This is a genomic window from Pseudomonas sp. BN606 (genome assembly GCF_029873115.1).
In the GTDB taxonomy this organism is placed as follows: domain Bacteria; phylum Pseudomonadota; class Gammaproteobacteria; order Pseudomonadales; family Pseudomonadaceae; genus Metapseudomonas.
Genome location: NZ_SSOF01000078.1, coordinates 38,495 through 54,620, shown reverse-complemented (window position 1 = coordinate 54,620; position 16,126 = coordinate 38,495). Strand labels below are relative to the sequence as shown.

The following is a 16,126-nucleotide window of genomic DNA, read 5'->3' as shown; positions in this document are numbered from 1 at the left end:
TTTCATGTCGACACCTCATCCCTTGAACCAGGCGGTCGTTGCCCAAGCCTTACACGACCTGCGAAACGGCCAACTTCGCCGCTGCCTGTCCATGGGCTTCAGCGAGAAAGAGCTGGATGTCCTGAAGCAACCCGCCTTGGTGAGCTTGCTGGCCAACGCACAGGTGCCCTGGTGCTCGGTGAAGGTGAATACGGACGTCCTCTGGCGCCTGGTCAGCCAGCTGAACGACATCGAGCAGGAGATCGCCACGGTCGATCGCATGTTGCGCCTGGGCGCCAGTACCGAGATGGTCAGCACCTTCTACGGTTTGACCCACCAAGAAGTCGCACTACGCCGCGACATCATCGGACTGCCCAAACGCAAGGGCCGGCATCCCGTCTTGAACGAGGAACAGGAGACCACCCTGTGGAAGCGCTGGAAGTCCACCATGGACGAGCGCGGGATCACCCTGAACGATGACAGTGCGATGCTGACGTTAGCGATGGATCTGGCCGAGTCACTGTCCTTACCCATGTCCGTAATCTGGGCGGCAATACACAGCTGGATCGATCAAGGCTTGGTGTAACCCATGGTGCCGCCAAGCCAGCAAGCGGCCGGCCCCAGCTCGCTGTCCACGCTGCTCGACGACGCGCTGCGGAATTTGGCGCCCGCAACAAATACCGCCCCAGCCAGCGACGGGTTCCTCTACAGCGGCAATCGCCATGAAAGCGTACCCCGCGCGCTGTTTCTCGACCGACGCCTGACACCGCTGGAGCGTAATGCCTGGCAGGTCTTTCGACTCCTGCTCAACGACGATGGGGTGACGGCCTTTCCCACCTACGACCACCTGCGGTCCTATCTGGCCTCGACCCCCTGTGCGGAGCAGGCTTCGCACGAAACTGTGGCGCGTGCCCTGATCCTGCTGCGCCTGACTCGCTGGCTCAGTCTTGTGCGCCGACGGCGCGACGCCCGGACCGGGCGCCTCCAGGGCAACCTGTACGTGCTGCACGACGAGCCCCTTACCCCTTACGAAGCCATGCAACTCGACCCTGAGTACCTGGGCCTGGTGAGCCATGCGCTCAACCATGCCAGCAAGGCGATTCGACAGGTAGGTTACCGGGCCATCCAGGAGCTGGCCGACGACCCGCTGCTCAGCGGTCGCGCCCTGCCGACGCGGCTGCAGGTGCTGGCCCAGCGCCTGGCGCCCGGTGAAGTGGGCACACTCACCAGTGATCAAACCAGGGAACAGGAACACGAATCCGAAGTGGGCCGCGAGGCCCCTCTTCGGAATGGTGAACCGCCCTCTTCGGATTCCGAAGCAGGTGAAAACCCCAGCCACGACGCCCCTCTTCGGAATCCGAAGCAGGACCGTACTGAAGTACTCAGTACTCGTATTAAAGCCGTACGTACTGTACCGCGTGCGCAGGAGCTCCAAGACCTGCGGCTACCCGAGCGTTTCCTGGCGTTGAAAGAGGAACAGCAGGCCGGCGCGCTGGTTGCGCTGCGCCAGGTCGAGGCCGAACAGCGACAAGCCGTGCTGGATGAATGGGCCGTGCGCTGTCGCAACAGCGAAGTCCGTAAACCCGCCGGTTATCTGTTCGGCATCATCCAGAAAGCCATCCGCGGCGAATTCAAGGCCTGGGCTGGACAAGGAAAGAGCAACACCGTGCCCCCCGCCGGACCGTCCGCAAGCGATCACCGGCCAGCGCGCCCCGAAGTCGCCCAGACCCACCTGGCACACCTGCACGCCCTCCTGGCCCCGGATCCATGACGGGCAGATTAGCTCCAGTGGAACTCCCTGGCGCTATCCCCAGGGGATAGTTGCAACAGTGTGCCTTCCGCGATCCACCAACCAGGCTGGGCTTGTGTGCGGTTAGTTGACTGACTGCCTTCCCCTCGCCCCCCAAGCTGGCGACTCGTTACTCTACCGCGAGTCGCTCCCATGGCCAACGACACCCTGCAACTGAACCTCGGATCGCTTCGCGCCGCGATGTCGCTGACGCTGCACACCCACCATGCCTCGCGCATCTGGCACGGCCGCACCGCCGCGGAGGGACGTCCCGCTATCGTCGGGCTCAATGGCTTCATTGCCGTGATGAACAAGATGAAGCGCGGCGCCGAGCAGGATGATCCTTACAGCGACTGGTGGATGCTGCGCATCGAGGAAAAACTGGCGCAGACCAAGGACACCCTGCAGGCCTTGCGAGAACAAGTGGATCAAGCCCTGGCCGACGTGCCGCCTGCACTGACACTCGGGGAAAACCTGAATGTTCAGCCGGTGAAGCTGCCGCTGTTCGTGAACGCGCAGCTGGGGTTCGTGGCCGTCTACCTACTGGCCGACTACGACGACCTCGCCCGGAAGCTGATTCTCGCGCATCACACGGCGCTGATCGATCGCAGCACGCTCGAGCGCTGGCTCAACGAAGGGGCCCACGCTCTGCGCAGCCTTTTTTCGCTGGCCCAGCAGTATCGCTTCTCAGGATGCGTGCGAGATGATTTCGCCGCCAAGAATGCGGCAGCGCGAGCGGCTATCGAGAAATTTGGCGAACTGCCAGAGGAGGTGCTCGAAGGCACCCGACGCTCCCGCTATGCGCCGCCCATTGTCCGGCGCTCGGCGCTGGCCGCATCGGCACATCCTGGGGCCGAGAGCGACGACGAGTTCCAGGTTGAGGCCAGCGATTTGCTGATCACGGCCGCCGTCAGTGATGAGGATGAGCCAGCATGACACTCACTCCAGCGGCACCGGCTCGACGCTTTTACCCCTTGGAACAGGCTGACTTCCAGCGCCTGGAACAGGCCGCCTCGCTAAAAGGCCTTTTACGTCCTTTTAAGGGTAAGGGGACGCTTACGGACTGGGCCAGTCAGTGCCACGCGCTCCGCGATGACCTGGTCGTACTGGCACAGCAGCGAATCCTGGCTCAGACCGACGCCTACCCCTTCCGCCTGCTCCCCGTCCAGCTGGCCCAGCAGACCACGGGCGCAGGCACCACCTTTCTGCGATGGCGCAAGCCCGACCGCTCCGCGATGGGTGTGGTGCTGTGGCAGGAGCTGCTCACCAGCCTCACCACGCCCGACACACTGATTGACGACCTCTATGCCATGGAGGTCCAGCGCATCGTGCTGAACATGCAAATCAGCCTGCTGCACACCCTGGGCCGCCAGGCCCAGGAGTGCGCCAGCAAGCTGGCCCAGGCTGAGTCGACCTACCTGCGGCGTGTCCACGGCGACGCCGCTTCCCCCCGCACCACGCCCCCCAAGGAGTCACTATGAGCACGCACTTTGTTGGCGAAGGCAACATCGGCTCTGCGCCGGAGTTCAGGGAGTTCCCCAACGGCAACGATGAGCCGCGGCGATTGCTGCGCCTAAACGTCTACTTCGACAACCCGGTTCCAACCAAGGAGGGCTTCGAGGACCGAGGCGGCTTCTGGGCCCCCGTGGAGTTGTGGCACCGCGACGCCGCGCACTGGCAAACGCTGTATCGGAAAGGCATGCGCGTCCTGGTGGAGGGCCGCACGGTGCGCGATGAATGGGAAGACGCCGACGAGAACGAACGCGTGACGTTCAAGATCGAGGCCCGGCGTATCGGCATCCTGCCGTACCGGCTCGACGCGGTAACGTTGAGCCAGAAACCGGCCGCTGAGCCATCCCCCACCACCGACTAACCGCGCGCAGCAGCAGTCAGTAGAACTATCCCCGGGGGATAGTTCTACTGAGTTCCACTGAGTTCCAGCGGCGCCCTCTGAACGATGCTTCTGGTCATTGAGCTACTGCTTCATCCCTCCACGCTCTGATACATGGCACCTGCTGCACACTGCCGCCGTACATCCTGGTGTCAGTCGCTGCCGCGTTGATTGCTGCCGTGAACATGGCCGGCGGGAATGCTGACGATCATTCGACGATCGCCAGCGTTCCCAGGAGGCCTTATGCGCGTGTTCTTGTGCGAGAAGCCATCCCAGGGCAAGGACATCGCCCGCGTCCTGGGCGCTGGGGAACGTGGCACCGGCTGCTACAGCGGCTCCGGCACCATCGTGACTTGGTGCATTGGGCATCTGGTCGAAGCGGTCCCGCCCGAAGGGTATGGCGAACAGTACAAGCGCTGGACCCTCGAGCACCTGCCCATTATCCCTAAGCGCTGGCGCGTCGAGCCCAAGACTGCGACCGCTGCGCAGTTCAAGATCGTCAAGCAACTGCTGGCCCACGCCAGTGAACTGGTGATCGCCACGGACGCGGATCGCGAGGGCGAGCTGATCGCCCGCGAACTCATCGACCTGTGTGGTTACCGCGGTCCGATCCAGCGGCTGTGGCTGTCGGCACTGAATGATGCGTCGATCCGCACAGCACTCGGCGCCCTCAAACCGTCAGCCGAAACCCTGCCGCTCTATTACTCCGCCCTCGCCCGCTCGCGTGCCGACTGGCTGATCGGCATGAATCTGAGCCGGCTATTCACCCTGCTCGGCCGCCAGGGCGGCTACGACGGAGTGCTCTCGGTCGGCCGGGTGCAAACGCCTACGCTCGCGCTCGTTGTTTTCCGCGACCGGGAGATCGCATGTTTCATCTCGGTGCCGTACTGGGCCGTGGAGGTGTCACTTTCCCAGGCCGGCCAGTTCTTTACCGCGAGTTGGATACCGCCAGATGGCACCACAGATGCCTCGGGGCGCTGCCTACAACAAGCGGTGGCGCAACAGGCGCTTGATCGCATTCGCGCGACACGCGAGGCCCAAGTCATGTCGGTAGACACCGAGCGCGTGCGCGAAGCCCCGCCACTGCCGTTCGACCTGGGAACCTTGCAGGAGGTGTGCTCGCGGCAACTCGGCCTCGACGTACAGGAGACGCTGGACATCGCGCAGTCGCTGTACGAGACGCACAAGGCGACGACCTACCCGCGTAGCGACTCGGGCTACCTGCCTGAGAACATGCTGGCGGAAGTGCCGGCAGTGCTCGATGCCCTAGTCGCGACCGACCCTGGCCTGCGCCCGCTGCTCGCTCAGCTCGACCGGGCACAGCGTTCACGGGCGTGGAACGACAGCAAAGTCACCGCCCACCACGGCATCATTCCAACGCTCGAACCTGCGAAGCTAGCGGCGATGAGCGAGAAGGAACTGGCAGTCTATCGGCTGATCCGGGCGCACTACCTGGCGCAGTTCCTACCTCATCACGAATTCGATCGCACCGTGGCGCTGTTCACCTGCAACGGGCAAACATTGCAGGCGACCGGCAAGCTGGTCGTGGTACCGGGCTGGCATCTGGCGCTAGGTCATAGCACGCCGGAGACCGGGGACGACGAATCGGCACAGCGTAGTCAGATCCTGCCGCCATTGGCCAACGGCACTCATTGCAACATAGGACAGGTCGAGCTGAAGGCGTTGAAGACCCTGCCACCGAGGCCCTACACCCAGGGTGAACTGATCAAGGCGATGAAGGGGGTGGCAAAACTGGTGAGCGACCCACGTCTGAAACAAAAGCTGAAGGACACGACCGGGATTGGCACCGAGGCAACACGCGCCAGCATCATCAAAGGCCTGCTTGACCGAGGCTATCTGCTCAAAAAAGGCCGTGCCGTCCGCGCGTCTGAGCCAGCTTTCACGCTTATCGACGCCGTACCGGCAGCCATCGCCGATCCCGGCACGACCGCCATCTGGGAACAGGCGCTGGACATGATCGAGGTGGGCCAGATGACGCTAGACGCATTCGTCGACAAGCAATCCGCCTGGGTTGCGCAGCTCGTGCAGCAGTACCGTGGCACCACTCTTTCCATCCGTCTGCCTGATGGGCCTGCATGCCCCTTGTGCGGCAACGTCACACGACAACGCAAGGGTAAAACCGGCCCCTTCTGGTCCTGCAGTCGCTACCCTGACTGCAAGGGCGCTGTTCCCATCCAGACCGGCCGGCAAGCTGGCGGGAAACGCCGCTCGGTGAGCAAGCCGTCGCCGCAGTCGAAGTAGCCAGGCTCCACCTCCCCCATCGTATCGATCACAGTCGATACGCAGACCTCGCTCCCGCGAGGAACCCAGCACACCCCATCCTTCTGCAATGTGTGCACGCTGCCGGCAGATGGCCGGCGCCGAGAAGGCGAAATCCTCCGCAATCGGCATGTCGCGATCCCCTACTCTGCGTGCTTCCGCTTCCCCGAGGGGTCTCCTGGTGCCTTGCTGCCGACCTGAACACGAGCCGCCAGGAGACCCCTCGGGTCGAACGGTATTCAGTGCCGGCGCCCACCGGTGAAACAACGGGCGCCCTTTGTGCGCGGATGCGTGCCAAAGGATTTCGACCCCAGCCACGACACGGGTCGAGTGCGAATGCTGCGACAGAGGACGGCTTTGACGACGGCCATGCTCTGAACCGGCTCACGGGTGGTTTCTTTATCGACAGCCGAAGGCCTTCGGCCTTCGGCGTCTTTCTCTTGGTTCCAGGATTCAGTCGACTTTGAACGACAGAAGAACGAACGCAACTCTCGGCACATCGCGCCATTGCGCCGCGCTGACCGGCCCATTGGATTGATGCTGGATATCGCCTGCAGATGACTTGGCTGGACGCTTACACTTGGCCCATGAATGTCACAGATGCGACCAGCGAGGATCGGCCAAAACCGGACACTCGTCTCCAGCACGTCGGCGCTGCGGTAACTTAAACGCCATGCTGGCATCTAGTACACTCATTTAGCGGCGACCGCGCGCGCTCAATAGACGGACACGATCGCTTCTAGCGCTCAGCGCTGTGGCTACTCATTCACCGCTAGCTGACTTCTAACCGGCCATGGGCTTTCTGAGGCTGTAACGCCGTCAGGGGTTGGTGTGAGTGACCATAAACGTGCTTCGATCCCGTCGTTTTGTAGCTTACGCATGAAGTAACGGGCTTGAAGGGCGTCATGGGTTGCAATCACGACCTGGAAACCATGATCGACGATGTAATCACGAAGCACGTCGAATACCGACGCAGCATGGACCAGGTCATGATGCTGGGTTGGGTCGTCTAGAAGCAGGCCGCGCCAGGAAGACCACTGATGATCCAGCGCCATTGACAGCAGGAAGGTTAGCTGCAAATCCGTCAGCTGAGCCTCACTGGCTATCGCCGGTACCGGGACTAATTCCCCGTGGAGCGGCACCGAAACTTCAGCACGCTCCTTTCTATACAGGCTGCGAAAATCCAGATTCGTCCCGGTAAAACGTTGCTCTCTAACCACTCGCTTCAGAAGCGCCTGCCATCGCGGTACCACGGCGAGTACGTGTTTTTGAACATTAGCGATTTCGGAGGATAAGTACTGATTGAGCGTGTCCATCGCATCGGATAGCAGCGACAGACGCTTCTGGCTCAATCGTTCTTTCTCCATACGCTGACGAAGATTTGCAGTGAACTCATCCTCCGACAGCTCGCCGCGCCGACGATCCAGGAGCCCCTGAGCCAGGCGCGCCTGCTCCAGTTTGCTCCAGGCACCAATCTCGATTTTGATCGTTCGTAGCTTTTCTGAGTGTCGAGCCAGCTCGGTGACCGTGGACTGCAACTGAGCCTCACGACTGCTCGCAACCTCGGCAGTTGGATCGCCGGCGAACGATAGCTGGCGCCAGGAAGCTCGGGCAGTAGCGAGTCGAGATTGGGCATCGGATAGCTGGGTTTCCAGGTCAGATACCCTATTCGTCACGTCGGTCAGCTGAACCTGCTGCCGATCCAAGGCGGATTGCTCGGCCGTCACCTTGGAGCTCAGGTCAGCAATCTGATTGGCATTTTGGTTCTGCGCCGAGGACAACTCTTCCAGTGTTTGTGCTGGCGGAGCGTCTGCAGTGATTGCTGCCAATGCCGCGGTAGCCTGCTCAAGCCTGCTGCTGGCCTCTGATCGGCCCTGTCGCGCGGAGTCCAATGCACGAACAGCCGAATCGTAGGCGTTTTTGGTCTGATCAAAGACATTGGGGGCTAGTGGGGGCGCAAGATTGCTCTGCTTCTCATCCAGCTGGAGCTTGGCTGAAGCATTTGCATCTTCGCGACGTCGGATCGACTCTTTCGCGAGGGGTACCGTATCGCCGCCGAGCAGAATGTTGGTTCTGAAATCGTTGATGTCCGCTGCCAGGCCCGCCTGCTGGAACTCCAGCTCAACAATTCTATCCTTGCATGCTCTCAATTCTGCTTCGGCGTGTGTTACCGCCTCTGAGCATTCACGCAAAGCATCGGCTGCCTTCTTGACGCGCCGTTCGGCGTCGACAACATTGGGGTCGATAGCCTCTAATGCCTTGGCAACACGTTCATGAAGGATTATTGCTCCGTGCTCTTCACCACATAAAGGGCAGTCACCGCGATCGCTGGGCAGGTGAGCCGCGATGGACGCAACGGCTTGCCGTATTGAATCAGCGGCCGAGGTCAAAGTCTCGTGATGGCTCTTCGCGGCTAACTCCTCAGCTTCAGCAGCTATCCTTGATGAAACCGCAGTTCGAAGCTGTTCTTGAAGGACATCCTCTTCTGCCTCTTCACCACTGATGGAGCCCGTAACATCTGCAACGTGCTGAATCGTCTGCTCCCAGCGCTCCAGGAGTTGATGAGCGGTGAGAAGGTCAGCGTCTATCTGTAGCAACGCCTTGCGTTGTCTGTTGATGTGGTCATGTTGGACGCCGAGCTGCTCGTTGCCTTCATGCTGGCTACGCAAGGTGGAGGCCAGGGACTCAGCGCTGGTCAGAGTCTTGTCAGCGGTCTCCAATACCTGCTTGCGTTGATCGACCGCCTCTTTGGCCTGGGTCTCATTCACGTGCCGATTGAGCTGCTGACCGATAGCATCACGCTCACCTTCGGCAGTGACCAACTCCTGCTGGAGTCGCTCATGATTGGCAGCGACTAGGACGCGATCTTGTTTCTTCTGTGTAAGCTCCTGAGTAACAGCGATGAGATCGTTACCAAGCTGCTCTGAACGTGCTTGATCAGAAACAAACCGGCCTATGAGTCCGTCAACCTCAGCCAGCGCCGTGATCTGATCACGAAGTCGGTCTAGCTTGGCTTGTACCAATTGCTCCAACGCATCGTGCACCGTTTCCAAACCATCTTGGCCCAGCGGTGGCACAAGTAGGCCTGCGGGCAACTGCTCGAAGCTCTGCGCCTGGCGCGCGATGTCCGAAATGGATTCAGCGATGTTTTCTTTGCTACGAAGTGCACCTTGAGACTGAGAAGCTGCCAGATCCCGGTCAAGGATCAGGCTTTGCCATTCACCAAATTCTGCTTCGAGTGTTTCGAGTGCGCTCTTGGCCTGTTTCAGTTGCTCTGTGAGCGCGCGGCGAATGCCGCCAAGCGCAGAGCTCACCTGGGTGCCATCCTTGCCAATCGGCAACCGTGCCAACTGAGACCCTGCGATTTTTGGTTCTGCCTTTACCAGCCATTCCCCTTCACGCTGATCAAGCAGGTGGGTAAGCCTCAGCAGAAACGGAATGTCCTCAGGGGCTGTCTCTGGGAAAAGAGGGCTGAGGTCGCCCGTTCTCTCAACGACACCAATGTTGCTCACTTGAGCAGAGGCTTGCACATCACCGAAATCGAGGCTCACGCGAGCCATGATTTGAGAATCTCGGATAATCGGGGAAAGATTCCCGTCGAGTCGGGAAATCTTGCCGGTGAGACCGAACTCGATGGCTTCAAAGATCGCGGTCTTTCCGGTGCCATTGGGGGCCAATAAGATGGTTGCCCCGCGGCTGAGCTCAATCGTGGTGTCGGCGCCAAACCTGCGGATGTTGGAAAGTGTAATGGACTTCAAATTTTTCATTGGGGGTCCTCGTCACCAAACGCAACCGCCTTCAAGGCTTCAGCGATCTCTCCGCCAGATCTTCCAGACAACAGCAATTCTCGCCACGTGTCGCGATACGGCTCAACCCAGGAATGCGCTAGGACAAGAGCACTCAGAGACGACAATAATGGATCGCTGATGTTGTCTGAGCTGCCGGCGGGCGAAAGGGTCGCCAAGAAGCTACGGTCGAGAAAGGAGTCGGCATCTTCCTCCTCTCTGACCACTACCTTTCTGCAGAAGCGATCGTCCGTCTCGAGGCGAGCTGCGTCTTCTGACGCAATGCCTTCGATGAGCATGAACATGTAGAGGTCAGCTGTTTGCGGCTCCGCAAGCATGTCACGGACATCCGCTGCCCACCGAAATGCGCCTTGGATTTTTGCCGAATCGAAGGGAAGGGCTGCGATCAACACAGTCCGCCAGCCCGCACCTTCCTGACTGACCCGTTTGAGCTGCACCGTAGCAGAGTCGATCTCAATCGACGGCGACGCCAGTTCAAACGTATCGGACACGGCAACTTCATAACGACCTTCAGCACGCTTCGAGATGGCTGCAACCATCTCCGAGATTGTTAGCATTTCAGAGTCCTTTCGCGTTCGCCTCGATGGCTGACTGGCGGGCAAGCAGTCGATCCTGCCATTGCTTAGTGAAGTGTTGTCGCACAGAGGCCAGACTCCCTCTACGCAGATGATTAAACGCCCCTGACCGGGTGACGAGCAGGTGCGGCTGGCGCTCGGCCGCCATGCTGGTGGCCGCCTCGGCGTCGTCAGCCATCCCTATGTTCAATAGCTCTGAGGGGGAGGCGCTTACGCCTGACAGGATTACGACCGGGGCTGGTGAAGGGCCAATAACCGTCACCAACGGATCGTCAGAGAGCTCACGGACTTCTGGAGCGCTGCCTGCGGGGCCAGACCAGTATTTGAGTGCAATGCTCAGCACCTGACCACAATCCGGGAAGGACGCCCAGTCGGTGCCGCTTCCACCTACCCCCACCGCAACCAGCAACAGGATTTCAACTGCGGTGACCAGCAGATCCAAAGTGCGAGGGCCAAGGCGAAGTGCGTGCTTCGCATTTTTCCCTTCTGTTTCCGGGTACAGAAGCTGATCCAGAAATTTTCGGCGGCTCCCAGGATTCTTGGCGAACCCGTCCAACCATTCCAGCCAAACTGCTTCCATGGCGTCAGCGAGGGCCGGATCTGTAATGGCGGTAAGCTTTTCAGAGACGCCTTGAATGAGGCGCTGCCACATCAGGTCGTCCATGGCGCTTGCGAGCGCATCAGCTTCCGCTCGGGCCGCGCCTTGTGTCTTGAATTCATGATCCAGCGCGCACGCAAGACGCTCAGGGTTTTCGAGCCACGGGAGGTTGTTCAGGTCGCTCTCTGCGCAACCGAGCGTGTGCCCGACTTCATGGCCGACGCTACCGCGCCACGTTGGTTCGCCTAGCATAAGACTCTGACTGCCATTGGGCAGGTGCAAAGCCATGCGCAGTATTGCAGATGGAAGAGTGAGATTCGCCCCGATGGAGGGCGTGTATGGGGCGTATATCCTGAGCTTCCGGTTTCCAGGCCCACTACTCCACATGTGCTCCACAACTCCCTGCGCAGATCGGGGAGCCACCCCACCAAGATCATGAGTCCCTGCGAATGACCATGACCTGCCGGCCGGCAGAACTTCGTCACCTAACAGATACTGAGCCCAGGTTTCGATATCTGGGCGAAGCTCGTCCTTGAGCTCTCGGACTACCGCATGACAGCCCAAAGCTGACACGTCAGATGTCTCGCTAGTGATGTACGTTATCAGGCGTTCAAGCGTCCGTTTCGGATCGGTAAAGTGCCGACCGAGAGATTCAGCGGAGCGTTGCTCCAAGGTCGCATCATTGCCTACGCAGACTATGGTGACTCGACGCAGGGTGTCTCTGATCTGATCCCAGTTTTTGAACCCACACCAGGTAGTGAGCCAAAGATAAGTTCGTTCGGTGGGACCGTCCTTGCGATTGGCAAGTTCGTCCAGATCAAGTCCGTCTTGGCGACACAGTTTGCACAAGGCATCCAAATGGTCCACGGTCAGGTCTTTTTTGATCTTCAGGTGTGCGCCGACGAGGGTCAGCTGAAACTGACGGTCGGGGAGTGAGTCGAAAGTGCCCAAGCCGGCGTGCTTAGCCAGGCTGGCGAATGCCGAGTCTATGACTGAGTCCGCGGGCTCAGTGCCGGCAGTTCCACCTTTGGATGCCTTGGCCGGGTGTTTTGTCTTATCTGGATTCTTGGTGCAGAAATCACTGGCCTGGCGTTTGACCTGCAGATGCTCAAAGGAGTCTGAGGTGTGGAGGATGACCACGTCGTCCCATTCTTCGATACCGCCCTGTTCAGCGCCGATCGCGAGTGGAGCGCGCCGCCCAGCCAGGAACTTCTCAAGCATGTCCGACAAGCGCTGAGCAATCACCAGCCTCTCGTAATAAGACTTCTGCTCCAGCCGAAACCTTCTGATCATACCGACATCCCTTCACTCCATAATTGTCCCGACCAGCTCCGCTGGCAGTGTGCCACATGCTACCAGTCGAGATGACTCAGTGGTGCGCACCTAGCTGAGACGCACAACGAGCGACGCAGTTGGGGGCTCGACGCCCATAGCCCCTGCCCGTTCAGAGCGCTAGAGTTATGCCGAGAACACAAACTACCGAGGGAGAGCCGCCATTTTCTTCACTGTACTCGACGGGAACGCACGGATACCGGGCGACGCAAAGCGCAGGGCTTTCCTATACACAGACAAGTGGGACGACTGGGGCAAGTACAGGACGCAGTTCTTCCTTCACGTCGCCGACGAAAAAGGCCAGGTCCATGAGATCGGCTCGGTGAAAATCGGCCACAAGGGCCTGATGCCCTCCGGGAGAGTCTCTCAGGGCCACCGCGCGCCGGCCTTGCCCGAGACCTTCAACTCGCTGCCCGAGAAATACTTTTCGCTCGGCCAGAGCGAGAGCTACTACGAGGCACTGAACGAACTGAGCGACGTACTTCGGGCGCGCGTTTTCATCGGGCTGCGCGACTGCGCCGCCGACCTCAGTATCTTCGAGGCCCATCGCGATGAAGAGGTGATGCGCGAGTCACTTCTGCGAGACGTTCGCGGCTCGACAGTCACTGGGCGGCTGAACCGCTTGACCCGCGGCGATGCCAAGCTCACTGAGTTTCAGTTCACGTACCACTTGCCCACGGTTGGCCGTACACCGCCGGCGTCGATGACCTTTGAGGTCGCACCCGAATCTCAGCCGCCGACGAACGTTCACGTCCTCATTGGCCGCAACGGCGTGGGCAAGACACGATGCATGCGGCAGTTGACCCTTGCCCTTCTTGGCCGCGAGGCTGATGACGGATCCTCCCCTGGCTCGATTGAGATGCTGGCGGAGGATACCGGTGGCGCAGTGGCCTTTGCCGGACTGGTACTCGTTTCGTTCAGCGCCTTTGACGACTTCGAATTGAAGCCGCCAGAAGAAAGGGATGCCATGAGCTGCAAGCAAGTCGGCCTCAGGCATGCCGAATCCTCCGACCGCAATTCGACGACGAAGAGTTTCGCTGAACTGGGAACTGATTTCGCGAATAGCCTGACACGGTGCCAGTCAGGCGTGCTGGCGGAGCGCTGGCGCAAGGCTGTGAAAACGCTCGAAGAAGACGATCTCTTCGCAGAGGCAGATGTCACATCCCTGCTCGACGACGAAAGCGATGTGAGCCTGAAGACCCGCGCGCGCAGGCTGTTTAAGAAGCTCAGCTCAGGCCATGCCATTGTCCTATTGACTGTAACCCGGCTGGTCGAGCTGGTCGATGAACGAACACTGGTGCTTCTCGACGAGCCCGAAGGACATCTGCATCCGCCGCTGCTTGCCTCGTTCGTGCGCTGCCTGTCTGATCTCCTCATCCGCCGGAACGGCGTGGCTATTGTGGCGACGCACTCGCCGGTCGTCCTGCAGGAAGTACCTCGGTCGTGTGCATGGAAGCTACGTCGAAGCGGAAGAAGGTCCATTGTTGAGCGTCCGACTGTTGAGACGTTCGGCGAAAACATAGGTGTCCTAACCCGAGAAGTCTTCGGCCTGCAGGTCACAAAGTCTGGTTTTCACAAGCTATTGCAGGATGCCGTGTTGGACGGATCCTCCTATCGGCGGGTTCTGAACAGGTTCGGCGGGCAGTTGGGTGATGAGGCCAAAGCAATCGTTCAGGCGCTCATCGCGGAGCGAGACGGAGACGACTATGCGTAGCCTGCCGAGACCTGGCATCACAGGCGCCGAAGCGCTGGAGCTATGTGCATCCAGTATCAGGGATGAGGACCTGAGGAACCGGCTGCTACTGGCCGTAGCCAGCGTAGAAGCAGCCGAAGCGGTGTATGTAGAGAACGGTGAAGGCGCGACGCTGCACGCCTTAGCAGGGACGAAAAATGTTGGCGGATACGTCACAGGAAAAGAGGTGGAGCGTGTATACAACGGCACTTTCGTCAAGAGCAGCAGGACGCGCAACGTATACGCGAAGCTGAAGAAGGCGTGTGTCAACGACATCTGTCCGCTGTGCGGCCAAGGCACGGTTCACCAGCTCGATCACTATCTGCCGATCACAAGCTTTCCAGTCTTTGGCGTGACCGCAATAAATCTGGTCCCGGCCTGCAGCGACTGTAACAAGTACAAGCTCGTGCATGTCCCGGCAACCGCTGCCGAGCAGACTATCCATCCATACTTCGACGAGGTCGATGATGAGAGGTGGCTGTTCGGCGAGGTCGTGGAAGGCACGCCTGCTGCGGTGCGGTTCTCTGTCATCCCTCCGGTATCCTGGGGCGCAGTGAAGGCAGAGCGCATGAGAACTCACTTTCGCATCTACAGATTGGGCACGCTCTACGCAACACATGCCGCGGTGGAGATCGTCAACATGCGCTATGCCTTGAGAAAGATGGCCGCAACGGCAGGCTTCGAACAACGGATCAGGAAGGACTTGCGCGGACGGGCCGAGAGCTGCGCCGATGTCTATGAAAATTCATGGCAAAGGGCGACCTATGATGCGCTCGCGGACTCGGACTGGTTTTGCGCCGGCGGATTCGACGAGACGTAGACACTCCTGGTCGTACGTCATGAGACCATCGACAGCTTCCCGCGAAGGGACCGAGTCCCGCCATCACCGACTGCCAGCGGCAGCTTGCGCACTTGCCCCGTACCTCGCTTCGGGATGTTCTGCTGAAATGGCTACGTAGCGTGATACCCAAGTTCTCTCGGCAACCGAGTTCCGACCAGTGCACCCGCTGGAAAGAGACGAAACGGTGATAGCCTTTACTGGCGATTGCACCTCAAGGTACTACGGGTGCAGGGTGCACGGTACAACAACTATCCGGGAGTTTAGAGCATGGCACTCGACGGCCAGGGACGGATTCTGCTGTCTTATCTTGTTGGCAAGCTGCCGCAGATAGTGCCAGGCAGGCCGCAGAGTTATGTGGGCTACAAGCAGGTTCACGACGATCTAGGGCTTGCGATCCAGCGCGGAACCTTCGGCGAGAGTCTGCAGGTCCAGGGCTTGAACAGTCTGGCGGAATGGACGGCTGAATTGGCGCTGCCCGCAATCACAGGGCTGATCATCGATCGCGACCCACAGAGGATGCGCCCCGGTCACGGCTACTTCAAGCTGTTCGGCCGGAGAGACGAAGACTATCCATGGTGGGAAAGCGAAATCCGGAAGGTTAAAGGGTTCGACTGGGCGCCTTTCATCGCGAATGAGCCACCGCCCGTCACGCCGCCAGCGAATGACTTATCCGCCCCGCCAGGCCGTGTGGAAACTACGGTGAGCCGCATCATCCGCGATAGCCTGCTCTCCCGGCGCGTCAAACAATTGCACGGCTACAAATGCCAGCTTTGCCAGCACTCCATCGAGTTGCCGGCCGGATTGCGTTATGCAGAGGCGCATCATCTTCAACCGCTCGGTTCTCCGCATGACGGACCCGATATCGAAGGGAACATCATCTGCTTATGTCCGAATTGTCATGTCGAACTCGACTACGGTGTCCGTAGCCTGCGTATGGAAGACATCACCGTCGTCCCCGGTCATGTGATTGACGAACGGTTCATCACATATCACAACGAAAAGTGCGTCGAGCGATAGATCGACGCTCCATCTCCTCGACGGCGCGTTAGAACGCAGCATGACACGACTTTTAACCGACGCGGCGTCGAGTGCGACATCAAATCCTAATCCGTCCTTGTGCTGAAACGCGTCACTGATCTTCGGCCAGCTCGCTTCGGCTTGGCCATTCGCCGCGGTGTAGTCCCGCACCACTTAGGCTGTGTGCGATGGTTTGACCATCTTGTCTAGGTGACTGCTTTCGAAGAGTGAAACTGTCTAGCACGAAGTCCGCAGTGGGCCGCTTTCTGCTGATCCCAACCGAGGC

At 59.9% G+C, this 16,126-nt stretch carries 12 protein-coding genes; 9 read left to right on the top strand and 3 right to left on the bottom strand.

What is annotated here, in order from left to right; genetic code table 11:
- The first annotated feature begins 4 nt into the window (after positions 1-4).
- The 6 genes from E8E75_RS20595 (at position 5) to E8E75_RS20570 (ending at position 5,921) form a co-directional block, all read left to right on the top strand.
- The gene (locus E8E75_RS20595; protein ID WP_280359718.1) at positions 5-565 is read left to right on the top strand and encodes a DUF2857 domain-containing protein; all 561 of its coding nucleotides are present in this window, start codon (positions 5-7) and stop codon (positions 563-565) included.
- Positions 566-568: 3 nt separating this feature from the next.
- Positions 569-1,750: an STY4528 family pathogenicity island replication protein gene (locus E8E75_RS20590; RefSeq protein WP_280359717.1), complete on the top strand. Its 1,182-nt coding sequence runs from the start codon at positions 569-571 to the stop codon at positions 1,748-1,750.
- 171 nt (positions 1,751-1,921) lie between these two features.
- Positions 1,922-2,704: a PFL_4669 family integrating conjugative element protein gene (locus tag E8E75_RS20585; RefSeq protein WP_280359716.1), complete on the top strand. Its 783-nt coding sequence runs from the start codon at positions 1,922-1,924 to the stop codon at positions 2,702-2,704.
- Entirely contained in the window at positions 2,701-3,249 is a 549-nt protein-coding gene (locus tag E8E75_RS20580) for a DUF3158 family protein (RefSeq protein ID WP_280359715.1), read from the top strand. Before E8E75_RS20585 ends, E8E75_RS20580 begins: the two co-directional genes overlap by 4 nt.
- Complete coding sequence (locus tag E8E75_RS20575; RefSeq protein WP_280359714.1) at positions 3,246-3,641, top strand: single-stranded DNA-binding protein; 396 nt, start codon at positions 3,246-3,248, stop codon at positions 3,639-3,641. Before E8E75_RS20580 ends, E8E75_RS20575 begins: the two co-directional genes overlap by 4 nt.
- 261 nt (positions 3,642-3,902) lie before the next feature.
- A complete protein-coding gene (locus E8E75_RS20570; protein ID WP_280359713.1) occupies positions 3,903-5,921 on the top strand; it encodes a DNA topoisomerase III in 2,019 nt (672 codons plus the stop codon).
- Positions 5,922-6,697: 776 nt separating this feature from the next.
- On the opposite strand, the gene E8E75_RS20565 is transcribed toward E8E75_RS20570, so the two are convergent.
- The 3 genes from E8E75_RS20565 to E8E75_RS20555 are packed head-to-tail and all read right to left on the bottom strand — an operon-like array spanning position 6,698 to position 12,211.
- On the bottom strand, positions 6,698-9,706 hold the full coding sequence (locus E8E75_RS20565) for an AAA family ATPase (protein WP_280359712.1): 3,009 nt from the start codon (positions 9,704-9,706) through the stop codon (positions 6,698-6,700).
- Complete coding sequence (locus E8E75_RS20560) at positions 9,703-10,302, bottom strand: ABC-three component system middle component 1 (RefSeq protein WP_280359711.1); 600 nt, start codon at positions 10,300-10,302, stop codon at positions 9,703-9,705. The genes E8E75_RS20565 and E8E75_RS20560 overlap by 4 nt, the downstream gene beginning before the upstream one ends.
- 1 nt (position 10,303) lies before the next feature.
- Positions 10,304-12,211 carry an ABC-three component system protein gene (locus E8E75_RS20555; RefSeq protein WP_280359710.1) on the bottom strand — a complete coding sequence of 636 codons (1,908 nt, stop codon included), beginning with the start codon at positions 12,209-12,211 and terminating at the stop codon, positions 10,304-10,306.
- 361 nt (positions 12,212-12,572) lie between these two features.
- On the opposite strand from E8E75_RS20555, the gene E8E75_RS20550 reads away from it, so the two are divergent.
- From E8E75_RS20550 to E8E75_RS20540, 3 genes are all read left to right on the top strand, one after another.
- Entirely contained in the window at positions 12,573-13,964 is a 1,392-nt protein-coding gene (locus E8E75_RS20550) for an AAA family ATPase (protein ID WP_280359709.1), read from the top strand.
- The gene (locus E8E75_RS20545; RefSeq protein ID WP_280359708.1) at positions 13,957-14,802 is read left to right on the top strand and encodes a hypothetical protein; all 846 of its coding nucleotides are present in this window, start codon (positions 13,957-13,959) and stop codon (positions 14,800-14,802) included. Before E8E75_RS20550 ends, E8E75_RS20545 begins: the two co-directional genes overlap by 8 nt.
- Before the next feature lie 288 nt (positions 14,803-15,090).
- The gene (locus E8E75_RS20540) at positions 15,091-15,840 is read left to right on the top strand and encodes an HNH endonuclease (protein ID WP_280359707.1); all 750 of its coding nucleotides are present in this window, start codon (positions 15,091-15,093) and stop codon (positions 15,838-15,840) included.
- Positions 15,841-16,126 lie beyond the last annotated feature (286 nt).